The organism is Emticicia agri, from assembly GCF_004168285.1.
Lineage (GTDB): Bacteria > Bacteroidota > Bacteroidia > Cytophagales > Spirosomataceae > Emticicia > Emticicia agri.
Genome location: NZ_SEWF01000003.1, coordinates 64553 through 81613 on the forward strand (window position 1 = coordinate 64553; position 17061 = coordinate 81613).

17 protein-coding genes are annotated in these 17061 nt (G+C 35.9%); 7 read left to right on the top strand and 10 right to left on the bottom strand.

The window, feature by feature from the left end; all coding sequences use genetic code 11:
- Window positions 1-12: 12 nt before the first annotated feature.
- From EWM59_RS02490 to EWM59_RS02500, 3 genes are all read right to left on the bottom strand, one after another.
- Window positions 13-1626, bottom strand: a complete 1614-nt coding sequence (locus EWM59_RS02490) for a Na+/H+ antiporter (RefSeq protein ID WP_130019375.1) — start codon at window positions 1624-1626, stop codon at window positions 13-15.
- 170 nt (window positions 1627-1796) lie between these two features.
- On the bottom strand, window positions 1797-2921 hold the full coding sequence (gene hemW, locus EWM59_RS02495) for a radical SAM family heme chaperone HemW (RefSeq protein ID WP_130019376.1): 1125 nt from the start codon (window positions 2919-2921) through the stop codon (window positions 1797-1799).
- Window positions 2922-2966: 45 nt separating this feature from the next.
- The gene (locus EWM59_RS02500; RefSeq protein WP_130019377.1) at window positions 2967-3743 is read right to left on the bottom strand and encodes a class I SAM-dependent methyltransferase; all 777 of its coding nucleotides are present in this window, start codon (window positions 3741-3743) and stop codon (window positions 2967-2969) included.
- A 213-nt stretch (window positions 3744-3956) separates the two neighbouring features.
- Here EWM59_RS02500 and EWM59_RS02505 point away from each other — a divergent pair, with 213 nt between their 5' ends.
- On the top strand, window positions 3957-4310 hold the full coding sequence (locus EWM59_RS02505) for a hypothetical protein (protein WP_130019378.1): 354 nt from the start codon (window positions 3957-3959) through the stop codon (window positions 4308-4310).
- A gap of 232 nt (window positions 4311-4542) precedes the next feature.
- On the opposite strand, the gene EWM59_RS02510 is transcribed toward EWM59_RS02505, so the two are convergent.
- Window positions 4543-5637 carry a chorismate mutase gene (locus EWM59_RS02510; RefSeq protein WP_130019379.1) on the bottom strand — a complete coding sequence of 365 codons (1095 nt, stop codon included), beginning with the start codon at window positions 5635-5637 and terminating at the stop codon, window positions 4543-4545.
- 257 nt (window positions 5638-5894) lie between these two features.
- Between EWM59_RS02510 and EWM59_RS02515 the strand changes: the two genes are divergently transcribed.
- From EWM59_RS02515 to EWM59_RS02530, 4 genes are all read left to right on the top strand, one after another.
- Window positions 5895-7094 carry a proline dehydrogenase family protein gene (locus EWM59_RS02515; RefSeq protein WP_130019380.1) on the top strand — a complete coding sequence of 400 codons (1200 nt, stop codon included), beginning with the start codon at window positions 5895-5897 and terminating at the stop codon, window positions 7092-7094.
- Window positions 7095-7215: 121 nt separating this feature from the next.
- A complete protein-coding gene (locus EWM59_RS02520) occupies window positions 7216-8010 on the top strand; it encodes a lipoprotein signal peptidase (RefSeq protein WP_130019381.1) in 795 nt (264 codons plus the stop codon).
- A 39-nt stretch (window positions 8011-8049) separates the two neighbouring features.
- A complete protein-coding gene (locus tag EWM59_RS02525) occupies window positions 8050-8307 on the top strand; it encodes a hypothetical protein (RefSeq protein ID WP_130019382.1) in 258 nt (85 codons plus the stop codon).
- A gap of 92 nt (window positions 8308-8399) precedes the next feature.
- Window positions 8400-9155, top strand: coding sequence for a hypothetical protein (locus EWM59_RS02530; protein ID WP_130019383.1), 756 nt, complete (start codon window positions 8400-8402; stop codon window positions 9153-9155).
- Window positions 9156-9184: 29 nt separating this feature from the next.
- Here EWM59_RS02530 and EWM59_RS02535 read toward each other — a convergent pair whose 3' ends face one another.
- From EWM59_RS02535 to EWM59_RS02545, 3 genes are all read right to left on the bottom strand, one after another.
- On the bottom strand, window positions 9185-9886 hold the full coding sequence (locus EWM59_RS02535) for a LysM peptidoglycan-binding domain-containing protein (protein WP_130019384.1): 702 nt from the start codon (window positions 9884-9886) through the stop codon (window positions 9185-9187).
- A 142-nt stretch (window positions 9887-10028) separates the two neighbouring features.
- Entirely contained in the window at window positions 10029-10514 is a 486-nt protein-coding gene (gene purE / locus EWM59_RS02540) for a 5-(carboxyamino)imidazole ribonucleotide mutase (RefSeq protein WP_130019385.1), read from the bottom strand.
- A 37-nt stretch (window positions 10515-10551) separates the two neighbouring features.
- Complete coding sequence (locus EWM59_RS02545; RefSeq protein WP_130019386.1) at window positions 10552-11733, bottom strand: 5-(carboxyamino)imidazole ribonucleotide synthase; 1182 nt, start codon at window positions 11731-11733, stop codon at window positions 10552-10554.
- 118 nt (window positions 11734-11851) lie between these two features.
- Between EWM59_RS02545 and EWM59_RS02550 the strand changes: the two genes are divergently transcribed.
- The gene (locus EWM59_RS02550) at window positions 11852-13798 is read left to right on the top strand and encodes a tetratricopeptide repeat-containing sensor histidine kinase (protein ID WP_207219934.1); all 1947 of its coding nucleotides are present in this window, start codon (window positions 11852-11854) and stop codon (window positions 13796-13798) included.
- Here EWM59_RS02550 and EWM59_RS02555 read toward each other — a convergent pair whose 3' ends face one another.
- A complete protein-coding gene (locus EWM59_RS02555; RefSeq protein ID WP_130019388.1) occupies window positions 13799-14434 on the bottom strand; it encodes a response regulator in 636 nt (211 codons plus the stop codon). It lies immediately after the preceding gene.
- A 104-nt stretch (window positions 14435-14538) separates the two neighbouring features.
- On the opposite strand from EWM59_RS02555, the gene EWM59_RS02560 reads away from it, so the two are divergent.
- The gene (locus EWM59_RS02560; RefSeq protein WP_165372088.1) at window positions 14539-15735 is read left to right on the top strand and encodes a WG repeat-containing protein; all 1197 of its coding nucleotides are present in this window, start codon (window positions 14539-14541) and stop codon (window positions 15733-15735) included.
- Window positions 15736-15750: 15 nt separating this feature from the next.
- Here the strand turns inward: EWM59_RS02560 and EWM59_RS02565 are convergent, their stop codons facing one another.
- Together EWM59_RS02565 and EWM59_RS02570 are read right to left on the bottom strand one after the other, a co-directional pair.
- Window positions 15751-16215 carry an META domain-containing protein gene (locus EWM59_RS02565; protein WP_130019390.1) on the bottom strand — a complete coding sequence of 155 codons (465 nt, stop codon included), beginning with the start codon at window positions 16213-16215 and terminating at the stop codon, window positions 15751-15753.
- A 60-nt stretch (window positions 16216-16275) separates the two neighbouring features.
- Window positions 16276-17061, bottom strand: coding sequence for an aminoglycoside phosphotransferase/kinase family protein (locus EWM59_RS02570; protein WP_130019391.1), 786 nt, complete (start codon window positions 17059-17061; stop codon window positions 16276-16278).

Consider the following 17061-nt stretch of genomic DNA (forward strand, 5'->3'; position numbering starts at 1 on the left):
AGGATGTCAGATTTATGAATGACCGTTCCAGGTTATTTTAGCTTCATCAAAGTCTAATTGCATTTCTTGCTTACGAATTTCATCATCACTAAAGGCATATTCTTTACGAATAGAATACAATTCTTTTCTTTGAGTAATGTAAAGTTCTTTTAAAACCTTGTTATATTGTTCAATCTCTTTTTTCTGACATATCTGGCATTCCATTGAGTTCAGCCGCTGGTGTGTCAGTGAAATATCACTTTCAATCTCATGCTTTAAGAAACTTAATAGTTCATTATTTTTTATTTCACTTGAATATTTCTCGTTGAGTTGATTGAGTGCGGCTTTTTTAATCCTCAATTTAATGCCTGCTTCTTGTTCTTCTTCCGGTGCAATATGGTCGATTTCTTTTATCCCTAACCAATTCACAATAAAGGGCAATGTTAAACCCTGAAAAACTAAGGTTATCAGAATGACTACAAAAGTGATGAACAATATCAGATTGCGATGTGGAAATGGCTGTCCACTATTGAGAAAAAGAGGAATAGACAATGCAGATGCTAAGGAAATCACACCTCTCATACCTGCCCAACCTAAAATAAATGGATTTTTTAAGCCCGGGTTTGCTTCATTCTCTCTTATGCTTTTAAATAAAAACCGTGGTATAAAAGTGGCAGGATATATCCATACTAATCTCACAACAATAGTTAAAATACTAATGATAACGGCATACTTAACAGCCTCTAAAATTGAATAGCCTTCAAGTCCTTTTATAATCATCGGAAGTTCTAACCCAATCAGGATGAATACTAAGCCATTGAGTACAAAAACCAATGTTGCCCAAACCCCTATGGTTTGCAAACGAGTTGACCCATGTGTTAGTATTTCATGCGAGCGGTAAGATAAGAACAAACCACCACTTACTACAGCCATTACACCCGAAAAATGAAATTGCTCTGCTACAATATACATGAAATAAGGTGTTAATAAGGTAAGTGCGGCGTCAATACTGGGTGTAGTAGGCAAAAACCGATGTACTGCATAAGCAACGTGTGCAATAACCAGCCCTACAACAATGCCCATACCAGCCACCCAAAAGAAAGTGCCAATGGCTTGTTGCAAAGAGAATTGTCCTGTAACAATGGCAGCCAGGGCGAATCGGAAGACAATTAAGCTTGAAGCATCGTTAATAAGGCTTTCTCCCTCTAAAATTGTAAGAACTCTCTTTGGTACTTTGATTCCCTTAAGAACTGATGAGGCCGCTACTGCATCAGGAGGAGAAATAATACCGCCCAGTAAGAAGCCCAAGGCAAGCGTAAATCCGGGAATCATGGCCTGCGACGCATAGGCTATAATGGTTGATGTAAAAATAACCAAACCAAAAGCGAGTAGTGCAATAGGGCGTTTCCATTTCCAGAAATCATTCCAGGAGGTGTACCAGGCTGCTTCGTAAAGTAATGGTGGTAGAAAGATTAAAAAAATAAGCTCAGGGTCAACCTCAATTTGTGGAATTTTGGGCATGAAACTGATAAACAACCCCGCCAATACTAAAAAGATAGGAGAGGATATTTTAATTTTTTGCCCTAACATAACTAACATGAAAATGACAAAAAGTAATGATATAACGAGTAGTAAGTTGTAATGCATTTTTTAGAATAGGTATTAGTTGGGGGAACACAGTTTTTTTGCGAAAAGTTTTATCTACATGTGTAGATAATTTGATTTTTCGCTAAAATTTTAAAACCGTATTTGGCTAACCAAATATAAAAAAAATAGTAATTATAACAATACAGTAGTAGATTTTGAGAACTAACTTGTCAGATTAAAAACAAATCACTGGCAATTCTATCGGCAAATAACTTGCCTTGTCGGGTAAGGGTAAGTGTTTGATTGTTGAGTTGTAAAAGCTTACTGGTTAGATATTTATTTAAAACTGCCTGATTGGCTATCTGCCATTTGCTACCAACCATTTTTTCAATTTCATTTATATTACATCCCCATTTGGTACGTAAGCCTGTCAGTATATAATCGTTAATCTTTTCTTCTTTGGATAACAGTTCATAATCAGCCGGAACTTGGCCCAAATGAATGGCTTTGAGATAAGAGGTATTGTTAGCTACATTGTACTGTCGTGAATTACCATTGTAGGAATGGGCAGACGGGCCAACACCTAAATATTCATGACGTTGCCAGTAAGAAGAATTATGGCGAGAGTATTTATTGTCTCTGCAAAAATTGGAGATTTCATATTGCTCATATCCGGCAGATTCAAGCGTGTCAACTAAGATTCTGAATTGTTCGGATGCGAAATCTTCGTTGACAGGAGGAATCTTATTGAGTTGTAACCACTTACCGAAAACAGTTTTTTCTTCAATAGTCAAGCAATAAGAAGAAATATGTGGCACATTCAGGTTAAGTGCCCGTTCCAAATCATTTTTCCAGATATGATGATTTTCGTATGGAATGGCATAGATGAGGTCAATGGTAATATTCTCAAATCCCATATCCTGAGCCAATTTAACACATTCTTCTGCCTGAGAGGCATTGTGGATGCGATTCAGTTTTTTCAGATGATGGTCGTTAAAAGACTGAATACCAATACTTAAGCGATTGAAGCCAAATCTTTGTAAAATAGAGAGGCGCTCTTTGGTTATATCATCGGGGTTTGCTTCTAAGGTTATTTCAATATCTTCTGAAAAAGTATAATACTTTTTAATTGTTTTAAAAGTGTCATACAACTCATTAATATTGAGTAGAGAAGGTGTTCCACCACCAAAATAGATGGTTTGTAGCTCTTTATTGCTAAGATAATTGGCTTGTAATTCAATTTCCCGATTAATAGCCTCTACAACTGTACTTTTCATGGTCAGGTTTGTACTGAAATGAAAATCACAGTAATGACAAGCCCTGCGACAAAAAGGTATATGAAGATATAAATGCACTCAGTGAAAGAAATAATCCGGCAATTGATTCAATTGCCAGAAATACTATTTGGTTCCTATAAAAAAGAAATCAATACATTTTTCAGGCTCGTTTGAGAGAAAATGGTCATCCCAACGAATTTCGGCTGCCAAACCTCCGGTTCCTTCCATTAACTTATTTCTATTGAAACGGTTCAGAATTTCATAAGGTAATCTAAGCATCCAAGCCGGAAGGCGATGTTGTAAGTCGAAAATATCGAAGCGCATGATTCGTCGCACCGACTGCTTATTTTCTTCGTAATAATCCCAGACTTTTTTGTTGCCACCTACGCCCATAGTATCTACTTTCGAAAAATACTTTTGCATTAATGTACGCAATTCAGCAGTATTGTACTCACGGATATGCCAGGGGTTTCGGCTTAATGAATATGGTCTGTTCACGGTTGTCAGTAAAATCTTACCTCCCGGTTTCAGTACCCGTGCTGCCTCTGATAGAAATTTATGGTCGTCCTGAATATGTTCAATTACCTGAAAGGTAACTACAAAGTCAAAAGTATTATCTTTAAATTTAGTCAAATGCGGTAAGTCAGCCGTTCGGAAGGTATGCATCGGATAAGCAGCCTGTAGCTGATTAATAAGGGGTTCGTTTTTATCTAAACCAGTATAATGGTCGCATTTTTCAATTAAAGTCTCAACACCACGACCCCATCCACAACCTAACTCTAATACATTGCCGTGAATGATTTTTGCTGCTTCTGTATAAGGGAAGTATAGACGTTGATGTACAGGATTATCCGACGGAATTTCGGCACTTGTAATTTCTGTTGTTGCGTATTTGCTCATAGACGCTCTTCGTATCTTTTTCCTGCCTGATTCATTATTAAAACTGGCGGACTAACACTTTATTTTGATTGGAATTAAGTCTGATTTTCTATTTTTCAGCTTATTTTTACAAAGTTACTTTAAAATTCTGCCTTTGTAAAATGATAGTTGTAGTTTATAAAATTTTCTATCTTGCCAAGCGTTATTTCAGTAATCTAAACCATATATCAGGCAATGAAAACAAGTTTATTGTTGATTGGATTTTTGTTGATTATGATGAATGCAAATGCCCAGATTGGTATTCACAGTATTTATAACCCTTACTTGCTAAATTCCAGAAAAAAATCTTCTGTTTTCAAAACCAATAGTATTTCACCCACTACCAAATTAGATTCTGTATTTATAAAAAACCGGACTTTGTTTTTGCAGTATCTACCCAAACATAAATATTCCCATATCATTATTTTTGCTGACAACAGGATGAGTATCGTTAATCATTTACAGGATGAACTCGACCTGGAAACGTCGAGGAACCGGACTAAGCAATTGTTCTTCAAAATGAAAATGTGGCGGTATTTCAGGGAATAGACTTCTTGCAAAAGTGTTTTAAGCCGCAAAACTGCACCTTTTCGGCTACAAATTGAATAAATTTCTCAACCATAATAGGCTATGCTATCAAAATTTATCCAATTTTCGCTCGAAAATTCACAATTTTTCAATCATAAATCACTCTTGCAAGAAGTCTAATAAAAAAACGCCAGATTAAAACCTGACGCTTTTTTAAATTCTTCTTTTCTCTAAATAAATTTATTCAACCTGCTCAGGCAGTTTGTTGATTCATTACTTCCGTTTGCTTACGAATAGATTCCATGTGAATCAATTTGAATAATTCTTCAACCATTTCAGGATATAGATTTAGTTTCTTACCCTGCTCTGCACGGCTATTATGAACCTGTTTCCAACGATCCAGTTGTAAAACAGCTACGTTATTATCTCTCTTGTATTCACCTAATTTTTCTACTACTGCCATACGCGCCGCTAATACTTCTAAAAGCTCACGGTCGATGTTATCGATTTTTTGACGTAGTCTGTCTAATTCGCTTTGGAAGTCTTCACCGTAAGATGCTTTGCGTACTTCTAATTCACGAAGCATTTCACCTAAAGCCTCAGGTGTTAATTGTTGAGAAGCATCAGACCATGCATCGTCAGGATTGCGGTGAGACTCAATGATTAAACCATCATAATTCAAGTCTAAGGCACGTTGTGCTAACTCAAACAAATAAGCTCTCTTACCTGCCATATGGCTTGGGTCGCCAATGATTGGTAACTGAGGGAACAATGTCTTCAGTTCTACAGCAAGCTGCCACATTGGAGAGTTACGATATTTGGTTTCTTGTGCATTAGAAAAACCACGGTGGATAGCCGCCATTTTCTTGATACCTGCACCTGCAATGCGCTCAAATGCGCCAACCCATAATGCTAAATCAGGGTTCACAGGGTTTTTAATTAATACCGGAACGTCTACACCTTTCAGGGCATCAGCTAAATCCTGTACATTGAAAGGGTTTACGGTTGTACGCGCACCAATCCAAAGAATATCAATACCATATTTTAAAGCTAATTCGATGTGTTGAGGTGTTGCTACTTCTACTGCAATTGGTAGGCCTGTTTCTTTTTTTACGGCAGCCAACCAAGGCAATGCTGCTTCTCCCATACCCTCAAAACTACCCGGACGTGTACGAGGTTTCCAAACACCTGCACGAATCACATGCGCATAACCTTCTTTAGCAATACGGGTTACGGTTTCGGTTACTTGTTCTTCTGTCTCGGCACTACACGGACCAGCGATAATTAAGGGTTTTCCGTTTGTATCTATCCAACTGTTAAGCGGAAGTACATCTAAATTTGCTTTCATTTCTTTGTTAAAATTTGTTTTGTCAATTTTTTCAATGCTTGTAAAAGGTATCAAATGAGTATGTATTGCTCTTGAGCATGGGTATTGACAATATTGTAGATTACCGAATTATTGATATAGTTTCATTAAATGTCTTTTCTTTGGCGTATATTTGCAAACCATTTTAAAAATATCGTTATTTAAACGATAATGTTTCTTGAAATAGTACAATTCATCATCAAAACCAAAAAATTTAAAAGAAACCAATATTTGAAATAATGAAAACGGCTATTCAAAACCGCTCGTTAAATTTCGATGATACTTCTATTGCCTTTGCTCATCAATCAAACAGCAAGCTTCGTAAAACTTATTTGATTTTTGCGTTGATGAATCAAAACTGGGTTGTAAAGATAGGAACTTTTTTTATAAAACTCGCAATAAAATTAGGATTACCTATAAAATTACTGATTAAAAATACCATATTTGCTCAGTTTTGTGGTGGTGAGAGTATCGCAACTTGTCAAAAGACCATTGAAAGCCTTTCAAAAAGTAAAGTGGGTACAATTTTAGATTATTCAGTAGAGGGAGAAGATAACGAAAAAGACTTTGAGGCTACTACAGATGAAATACTTAAAACAATAGATAAAGCTGCTACGCAAAGAAAAGATATTCCGTTTACTGTCTTTAAAGTATCAGGTATTGGATCAGTTGATCTTCTTGAAAAAGTACAAGAGCATCCGGCAGATTTAACAGATGAAGAGAAGATTGCCTTTAAGCGAGTGCAAAACAGAGTAGATAAATTGTGTGCACACGCAGCAGCAGCAGATGTCAGGATTTTTTTAGATGCAGAAGAGTCTTGGATTCAGGATGTGATAGATGACCTGAGTTATGAGATGATGAAAAAATATAACATTAACGGTAAAACGATAGTTTATAATACTTTCCAGTTGTATAGATGGGAGAGCCTGCAACACTTGACAGATGCCTGCGAAGTTGCGCGGAAAGAAAATTATAAGGTAGGAGCGAAACTGGTGCGTGGAGCCTATATTGAGAAAGAAAGGCGTCGGGCAGCCGAATTGGAGTATAAAGACCCAATTCATGCAACTAAACATGAGACAGATATAGACTTCAATAAATCTATTCATTTCTCAATTGACAATCTGGATGTTTTATCTATCTGCTTAGGTACACATAATGAAGAAAGTTGTTTGCTATGTGCCGAACTCATGAAAGAGAAAAAAATTAAAATAAGTGATGAACGAATTTGGTTTGCACAGTTATTAGGCATGAGCGATAATATTTCTTATAATCTGGCTGATGCGGGTTACAATGTGGCTAAATATGTACCTTATGGTCCGGTTGAGGCGGTAATGCCTTATCTTTTTCGTCGGGCTGAAGAAAACACCTCTATTGCCGGACAAAGTAGTCGGGAGTTTCTGCTGATTAAGAAAGAAAAAGAGAGAAGGAGGGCTTCTTAATAGAAGACTTACAATATTTTTAATAAATTTATGTCGGCTTTCGTTTAAGTATTGAAGCAAACGATATATTTGAAAAGAATATCTGCCTTATGAAAGGCTGTTGTATTAAACTTAACAATAAATGATTACAAGTAGCGGCTCGTTGGAGGGCAAGTCTCCATTTAAATATTTATTTCTTACAATTGCGTTGATTTTAATTGACCAAGGAATTAAGCTTTGGATGTATTATGATGTACTCCCTAACCACTATGGCGAAATAGATTTAATTCCAGGTGTTTTCAAACTGCATTATGTTGAAAACAAAGGTATGGCTTTTGGGTGGCAGCTTGCCGGCGAATATGGCAAGTTACTTCTGACTGTTTTTCGTCTTTGTGCCATGATAGGTATTTGCTGGTATCTGGTTTATTTAGCTCGCAAAAATGCACATAATGGTTTGCTTTGGTCTATTGCGGCTGTGTTAGGCGGTGCTATTGGTAATGTAATTGATAGTACTTTCTATGGCGTATGGTTAAATAATGCTCCGTTAGATTCGCCAACACCTTGGTTTCATGGACAAGTGATTGATATGTTTTATACCTATGGCTTAGATGGTAATTATCCAGATTGGATTCCTTTTCTGGGTGGGCAATATAATACAACTCCTATATTTAATTTTGCCGATGCCTGTATTTTTTGTGGTGTGGTGAGTATCCTGATTTTTCAGAAGAGCTTTTTTATTCATGAAGACAGACAAACTGCACAAACAATACAAAATGATGCGTTAGTGGAAGGTGAAGAAAAAGCGTCTGTGCAAGAAAATACGTCAATAGTAGAAGATGAATTGCATTCGTCAGATACAAATAAAGAAAATGTTGAAGTATTTGTGAATCATAAAACCGAAAATGATTCTGAAGAGATAAAAGAAGAGTCAAAGTAAAAGTACAGCAAATTTAAAAATTAAAATTGATATATTATTATGGCAGTTTTATCTAAGCATTCTTACAGATGGATTATTGTTCTGAGTTTTTTGGGAATTATTATTTTACCAGGTATGATGCCATCACCCACTTTAAGAAACACAACTTTAGGTGCATTAGGTTTAATATGCTTAGTCTTTCAATTTCTTAATATGGGTATTGTTACACCCGATAGAAGCCGGAAAGCCGATATTATTCAGGCCTGGATTTTGATATTATTTACAATTATTCTATTGATTGTAAACTTTATGGTTTAAATGCTGATTGAACAGTTTTTATAGGTAGCAATTAGACAAATCGTGAAGATTCAATCAATAGTATTTTCTAAATTTACTAAAAGCTATTATACATGAAAATCTGTTTTCTTCTACACCTAATTTTCTTCTTTTCTGTAGGTAGTGTTTCTGCTCAAAAAGAAATGATGCAGAGTACACGAGATGCGCTAACCCGTGATGTAAAAATTGGTCAGCATAATTCAACGATGCTATATGGCTTCGATAACCGAACTACTGAAATACAAGGTAGTTTTTATCTTGACCCTGATTGGTCTGTTGCTACAGTAAGGTTTTATCCGAGAACTATTTCTACACCAAAAGGGCTTATCAAATTAGATAGTGTTACAGATGTGCAGATGAGGGTATTGCTGAAAGGTAACGACGTTGAATTTAATACACAAGAGGGCATAAAAGTGATTTCAGGTAATTTAATTAGAAGTTTTACTATTAAAAAGCAAGACTTTGTGGATAGGAATTACATCAGTACTCAGGAATTTACAGATAATAGTGAAAAAGTAAAGTCGGGCTTTTTTGAGATACTGGCAGACGGAAAAGTGAAATTGCTTGAATATAGTAAATTAAAAATACATCAACCTGATTATGTAGAGGCCTTTAATATAGGCAGCAAAGATGTGAAAATTAATACAGAGAAACTATGGTTTATTACCAAGGGTAAAGAGGTAATAAAATTCAGTGCAGGGAAAAGAGATTTATATGAAGTGATGGCCGACAAAAAGCCCGAAATTGAAAAATTTGTTAAAGACAATCATCTGAGTCTGAAAGATAAAACAGACCTGATAAAAGTATTTCAGTATTTCAATACTATATAGCAAAAGAGGGCTGAAAAGCCCTCTTCCTTTTATTCTTTTTGTGCATACGGAATAATCAGTTTTTCTCCACGCTCTGCAAAATTCTTTGTCTTTTTATTAGCCTGCATAATCAGATTTACTGGGACACCATATTTCTTGCCTACCACCCGAAGAATATCTCCCGGCCCAACTGTATGAATAGCTTTTATTCTTACCTTCAGTTTAGTAACTCCTACTTTAATACCGCTTTCTTCGGTATTTGGATTCATGGCCTTTAAGGTTTCTTTTTTGACATTGAAACGATTAGCAATTCCAAAGAAAGTTTCTCCTTCGCCGACGGTATGTGTATAAGTTTCACCACCGGTCGGAATCTCTATTTTAGGTTTCTCTTCTTCTTTGGGTTTTTCTTCTTTTGTTTTGGTATCTGTAGTTTTAGCCTCTGTTTTGGTAGCATCGGTTTTTTTATCTCCTACTTTTGGCATTGACACATCAGGTAAAGCCTCAGAAGTTTTTTCTTCCGTTTCGGGAGCAGGTTCCTCTTCAGATGGTTGTGTGTTAATGGCATTAGCAACGGAGTCAGCAGGAGCGGTAGTTAGTTCATCGGCAGTTGATGTATCATCAGACATATATTTCCAGCCGATGTAAAGCAAAGCGCAGATAATACTCACCAGTACCAAAAGCACTGCCATTGGTAAGTTACGTGAGGCTTCTTTAGGACGTTCATTACGTTGTTCGCGGTCTTCGAACTGCATGGTATTAGGAATTTAGTTACGAATTATATTAGGAAAACAAGTTCTTTAATCTAAGCTTATCGTAAGAAGCACTGTATTTGACATAAATATACAATCATTTCGCTATAATTAACAAAATGATTGCCTACTTAATTGTATATACTCATATACTTTTTTTCAATTCTTCATTCATTTCCTCAACCAAATCTTTCAGACTCTCCCGATAAGTTCTTAATCTTTTGGCAACTTCTTCATCTCCTACACCCAATATTTCTGCGGCTAAAATTCCGGCATTTTTAGCACCGTTTAAGGCAACTGTTGCTACCGGCACGCCAGTAGGCATCTGAAGAATTGATAAAACGGAATCCCAGCCATCGATAGAGTTGCTTGATTTGATAGGAACACCTATCACCGGAAGTGTGGTACTTGAGGCTACCATACCGGGTAGATGTGCTGCTCCACCTGCGCCTGCAATGATTACTTTCAGACCACGACGACGTGCCGAAAGGGCATAGTCAAACATTTTCTGAGGTGTACGATGTGCCGAAACAACCTCTTTTTCGTAAGCAATATCTAATTCATCTAAAATTTCTGCAACCCCTGCCATGATTTTCCAGTCAGAGAAACTGCCCATAATAATTCCAACCATTTACGTCTGTTTTACAAGTAATTAAGGATTCAATTGCTTAGTTTTTGGCTATAACTTTTAATTTTTCTTTTACAAAAATGACTTTTTCTTTTAATTTTTCAAAATTCTGGTCAATAATCGTAATATGTCCCATTTTTCTGAACGGTTTGGTAAAGCGTTTGCCATAAAGAAAAGGATGAACACCCTCAACGGCAAGTACTTCGTCCATACCCTGATAAACAGCTTCCCCGGCGTATCCTTCTTCACCTAATAAATTAACCATTGCTGCTTTTGAATGTGCTTTGGTAGAGCCTAAAGGTAAATTAAGTATGGCTCTCAGGTGCTGTTCAAACTGTGAAACATCGTTAGCCCTGATACTCTGATGTCCGCTATTGTGCGGGCGAGGAGCTACTTCGTTAATAAGAATCTGGCCGTCTTTAGTCAAAAACATTTCTACAGCCAGCAAACCTGTAATGCCTAAGGCATTGGCTATTTGTATGGCAATTGCATCTGCTTTCTGTTCGGTTTCTTTCGAAATATTGGCAGGGCTGAAAAGATACTCTACCAAATTAGCTTCCGGATGAAAAACCATTTCTACTACCGGAAAAGTTTTAGTTTCACCTTCCTGGTTGCGGGCTACTATAACGGCTAACTCTTTTTCAAAGTCAATCATTTTTTCCAACACACCCGGTTGGTCGAAGGCTTTACGGAAATCATCTGCACTTCTTAAAATCTGTACACCCTTACCATCATATCCGCCTTGCCCGAGTTTATGTACTGCGGGCAGGAAGTTTTCAAAACTACGGGTATGTTCCTGATTATCAGTAAGGATAAATTCGGCTGTTGGTAGATTTTGCTGTTGATAGAATTGCTTTTGTACTCGTTTGTCTTTGATAATGCGCAATACAGAAGGTTGCGGAAAAACTGCTTTACCCTGTTTTTCTAATGCTTCCAATGCTTCAATACTCACATTTTCAATCTCAATTGTAACTATATCACAATCCTGAGCAAAGGCCATTACTGTATCATAATCGTTCAGCGAACCTACAACAAATTCGTGGGAAATATATTTACAAGGAGCATCACTATCAGGGTCAAGGGTTTTGATAGTTAAGTCGAAATCAATAGCGGCCTGAATAAGCATCCTGCCTAATTGCCCGCCACCAAGTATGCCTAATTTTTTTCTGTTATCGAATCGCACTATTAGGATTTTTTTTGCAAAGATACGGTAAGAAACCATAGTATAAGCAAGAATAAGACTATTTACATATCTTTTTTCGTATATATTACTATATTTGTTTTATGAATGCTTCGGCTCTATGAAAAAAAAGATGCTCAGAAAAGTAACTGCTTTCTTTGTGGGTTTTCTATACCTGCCGTTTGTCTTTCCGCAAAATACTCCTTTTCCTGATGTAGTAATTGAATTAAAAAATGCTTCTTTAGCGCACAAGAAAGTCAATTCTGATAGCTTACTTTATGTATTAAAGAGTTATTACTATTCAGCCCAAACCCCTGATTTTCTCAAAGTAAAGGCTGTTCTTGAATTGTGCAAACTTTATGGACTTAATACCAATCCGTTAAAAAATGCAGACTCTACTTTAAAGTATGCTTACTTGTTGATAAACCTTGGTAAAAAGACTAATAACAGCCTTACTGTATTTGATGGGCTATTGTATAAGATTGATGCCATGAATGATGCACATAATTATCCTAAAAGCCTTGAGTATTGCGTAGATGGATTAAGGTATGCAGATTCGGTAGGTGTAGAAGGGCTTGAATATTATCATGCAAGGTTACATCTCTATTATGCTTTAAATCTCAGAACATTGGGAGACCATGACAACTCCATTAGACAAAATATTCAGGCCATTGATTTCTTGAAAAAATCTAAAAATTATCCAACAGAAGAATTAATAGATTATCAGATAGATCTGGCAAGAACACTAAGTGTAAGTGGGCAAAATGAAGCGGCAAAAGAAAATTTGCTTATGGCTTTGTCAAGTGCCGGCAAAATAAAATCTCGTGCCTTAGAAATGTATATATATAACGAATTAGCAAGTATTTTTTTAGAACTAAATCAGCCCGAAAAAGCAGAACAATATGTAAGAGCATCGAGGCAGTTTTTTGAAAACAGTAACGATTATTTTAGTTTATGTGAGGCTTATTTTCTTACATCGAAAATATTTCATCAGGCTAAAAATTACGATAAGTGTATTGAATTTGCTCTGAAGTCGCTTAATGTGCCTGCCAATGCTTTGGCACTAAGAATTATTATAAACGCTAACGAGTTGTTGTATCTGAGTTATAAAGCAAAGAATCAATCGGATAGAGCATTAGTTTATTATGAAAAATATATAGAATCCAAAGAGAGAAGTTTTAATAAAGCAAACGCTTTAGAGATGTCTTTTCTTAGAAAGACAATTGAAGATGCTGAATTGAATGCCAAAATAGAACAAGAAGAAAATCTAAATAAGGAACAGAAAAAACTAAGAAACTACATGATAATTAGTATCAGTATATTGCTGATTATGGTAGCGGTTCTATGGTATTATTATCGACTTCTACATATAAAAAATACAATTGTTGAAAAACAGAAAAATGAGATTGAGGTCTTGAATTCAGGTCTGGAGGAAAAGGTGAATGAAAGAACTATTGCATTGCAACAGGCGTACGATGCAATAAAAGAAGCGATGCAAAAAGGACAAACACTTGAGCGTAAACGCATGGCTGCTGATTTGCATGATAATATTGGGAGCTTATTAACTGCTATTAATATTTCATTAGATAATATTAATACAGAGAATTTATCTGAACGGGAAAAGAAAATATATGCAGGTATATTAGATATGACAGAGAATGCATATGCAGAGGTAAGAATCTTATCGCACAATTTATTGCCTGAAGAATTGGAGAAAGAAGGCTTGAAAATGGCATTGGAGAGGCTGATTAAGAAATTAAATAATAGTCAGAAAATTCATTTTTCATTAATAGCTGAGGAATTGAATCGTCATAGAAAAAATATAGAATTAAATATTTATGCTATTTGTTTGGAACTTACTCAAAATATAATTAAGCATTCGTATGCGACAGAAGCTCATGTTTCGATTTTTGAGAAAGGCAGAATACTATGGCTCAAAGTAAGTGATAATGGAAAGGGATTAAAAAAGAACATAGAGAGAGGGATGGGACTGAAAAATATTCAAAGCCGTCTGGAAGATATAGGAGGCGAATTTTTTATTGATTCGAATAATAAAGGTACAGAATTTATTATATCGGTACCATTAGATATGGTTTATGAGAGTTGATTATTGAATCAGTTTGTGTTGAAGGGCATACTTGATGATACCTGCAAGATTTTTGATATTGAGTTTGCGAAAAATATTCTTGCGATGGCTCTCAACTGTATTAAGGCTGATAAAAAGCTTATTGGCAATTTGCTGACTTGAATATTCCTCTGCTATCAGAATTAAAACCTCCAGTTCTCTTTCTGTAAGGCTCTGATGCTGATAGTCTACGGCATTATACTCTTCTTCGTGTGTCAGAGAAGCAAGCAATTCTTCATTAAAGTATTTTTTTCCTGATGCCACTGCGAGAATAGCCTTTTCTAATTCTGCTTTTTTTGACTTCTTTAGTATATAGCCGGATGCTCCTGCCTGAATGGCACTTCTGATAGGTATATTGTCTTCTAACATGGTCAACATAAGAATTCTGACCTCTGGGAAAGATTGTCTCACCTGCAATACAGTTGTTATGCCATCCATGATGGGCATTTGCATATCGCAAACCAAAACATCTACTTCATATATATCTAATTTTTTTAATACCTCTTCTCCATTGGTAGCAGTACTCACCACTTCTATCTCGCTACTGGCATTAATTGAGGTAGCAAGACTTTCCAGCAAAATTTCATGGTCGTCGGCAAGGAGCACTTTTACAGGCATAGTATATTTTGTATCGTTAGCCAAAGATAAATATATTATAATGCTATAATAGATTTAATTGGCATAATGTTTGGACAAATTGAAATATAACCATGCCGATACTTATGAAGACTACTAATTTATCACCCATTCTATTTAGCTTAATTATACTATTTTCTTATTCTCTAAAAGGACAAGAATCAAAAACTACATCCTTTATTTTCTCAAACGAAACTATTGGGCTGTATTTTTTCGATAATATGGCACGTGTAAATATCGGAGGAAAATATGGTTTTATTGACCGTCAAGGCTTTTTACAAATTCCTTGCCAATATGATATGGCCTTAAATTTTGAGGATGGACTGGCCATTGTAAGAGAAAAAGAAAAATATAGTTTTATTCGTAAAGATGGTAGTTTGCTTTCTTCGTTAATTTTTGATAGCTGCGAACCTTTTTCTGAGGGATACGCCTTAGTAAGTATTCATGGCAAATACGGCTTTATTGACAAAGAGGGAAAAGTGGTTATTGCGCCCCAATATGATTTTGGTATGGGCTTTACGAATGGCAAAGCCGTTGTAATTAAAAATGGTAAAAACGGATATATTGATACCAATGGCAAATTGGTGATTGATTTTAAATATGAGTTCTCGTTACCTTTCTCAGAGAACTATGCAGTTGTGATGAACAACGGTAAGTTTGGTTATATTGACCAAGATGGGAATGAAGTAATTCCTTGCAAATATGATATAGCCAGTTCGTATCATGAAGGTTTAGCGACAGTAAAAATCGGAGAGCTTAGCGGAGTAATAGACCAAAAGGATAACATGATTGTTGAGGCAATTTATCAGAATATTAGTAGCTATGAAAATGGTGTAGCTGTAATGATGAAAGGTGATAAATATGGCATCATTGACCGTAATGGTAGAGAAGTTGTTTCGGCTAAATATGATCTATTAGATGATTTCAAAGATAATATCGCGGCTTTTAAAATCAACAATAAATATGGATTTATTAACAGTGATGGCAAAGAGTTTATTCCTGCCATGTTTGATAAAGCCAGCGCATTTGATCAGGGAATGGCTGCTGTGATTCAAAAAAATAATTTGTACTACATTGATACACAAGGTAAAATCATTTACTCAAGCAAATATGCTATTCCATCAGAAATAGCAAGTAATACCCAGAAAATATCAGGGTATATTGACGGAAAAGAGAAAATAGACTTTACAATTGATAAGAACAACCGTTCGAAAGTACAAGTAATACTCACCAAAAACTTTGCGTTTGATAAGGGCAATGTACTTACAGGTATTTCGGATTAAAGGATGGTATAGAAATTATTGCTTAATAACTTTTACCAGTCTTAATGTTTCGGCACCACCTGAGTTAAGGCTTAGCGAATTATCAGCATTAATAGAAAACGTATCTATTTTTTTTAGCAAATCTACAAAAGTTGATTCACCTTCGCCCTGACAAGCCATTTTTGTCATGGCCATAGATTTATTGAGATTTATTTTATTGCCATAAACTACCAGTAATCCACTGAAATTATTGCAACTGGTATTACCCGCAAATTTATTGTCGTCAACATCGAAAGTTATAATGGGCTTTTTGTTAGGGTACATACCTGATACGGATACTCTGGCACCCGGAATATCTGCCAGTTCCCAACTACCGTTGAGTTTCATAGATGTATTCATGGCATCAGCAGGTTTCTGGGTAGAAGTGGTGGTTGTTTGTGTGCCTACACAACCAAGCATGCTGCATGATAAAATACTTATGGCGAATACTAAATTTTTCATAGCTTTAAGTTTTTAGTGAAAATTGTTAATTGCGTTTATTGTACTAAGTTAGACAATCTATTACTTCAATACGTTTAACAGAGGCTGAAAGTTTTTAAATTCTTTCAATAAAAAAGCATGGTTTTTAGGCTTTAAAAAAATCATAACAGAAAGTCTGAATACAATGGCCCTTAGTGCCAGTTGACTTACCAATGAGTCAACATGTTTTGTCGTCCACAGGCTGTTAATGGGTTCCTGATGCCAGGCTATGGAATCTGTGATTAGCAATATTTCGGCAAAAGCTTCAGGTCTGAACTCAGGACTAAAGTCTATAATGACAGGAGTAGAGCCATTAAACAAAATATTGCCTGCCAAATCTGAATGAATTAATTGTCTGGTTAAATAAACAGGTTTGTAATTGGCTTTGATTGATTCAATGATTTCTCTTGATTGAATATCTGTATTTCCTGGTAAATCAGCTTCTTCCCATGCTACCCGGTTTGCCAATTGCCAGGGAGAAGACCAATGCTTCCAATCTGCTGGCTGTGCAACTGTTTGAAGCAACTGATTCAGCTCTATGCAGGCTTTAACTTTTTCGGCTATTCTGCTAATAAAGAAATCTCCTTCTATGTAATGGGTAACTCCATAACCATTCTCAACAAAATTGCCATTTTTGGAGCGAATGGGTTTAGCTATTGCCAGATTCTGGCTTGAAACAGACATGAAAACTTCACCAATCCAGCTATATTTGTTCTTCTCTTCAATGGGTTTTATCACAAAATCACCCACTCTCAAAGACTGCCCTTGCCCACCTGGTAATTTTTCTCTTTTACCACTAATCCCAAATATTTCCAGAATTTCTTTCAA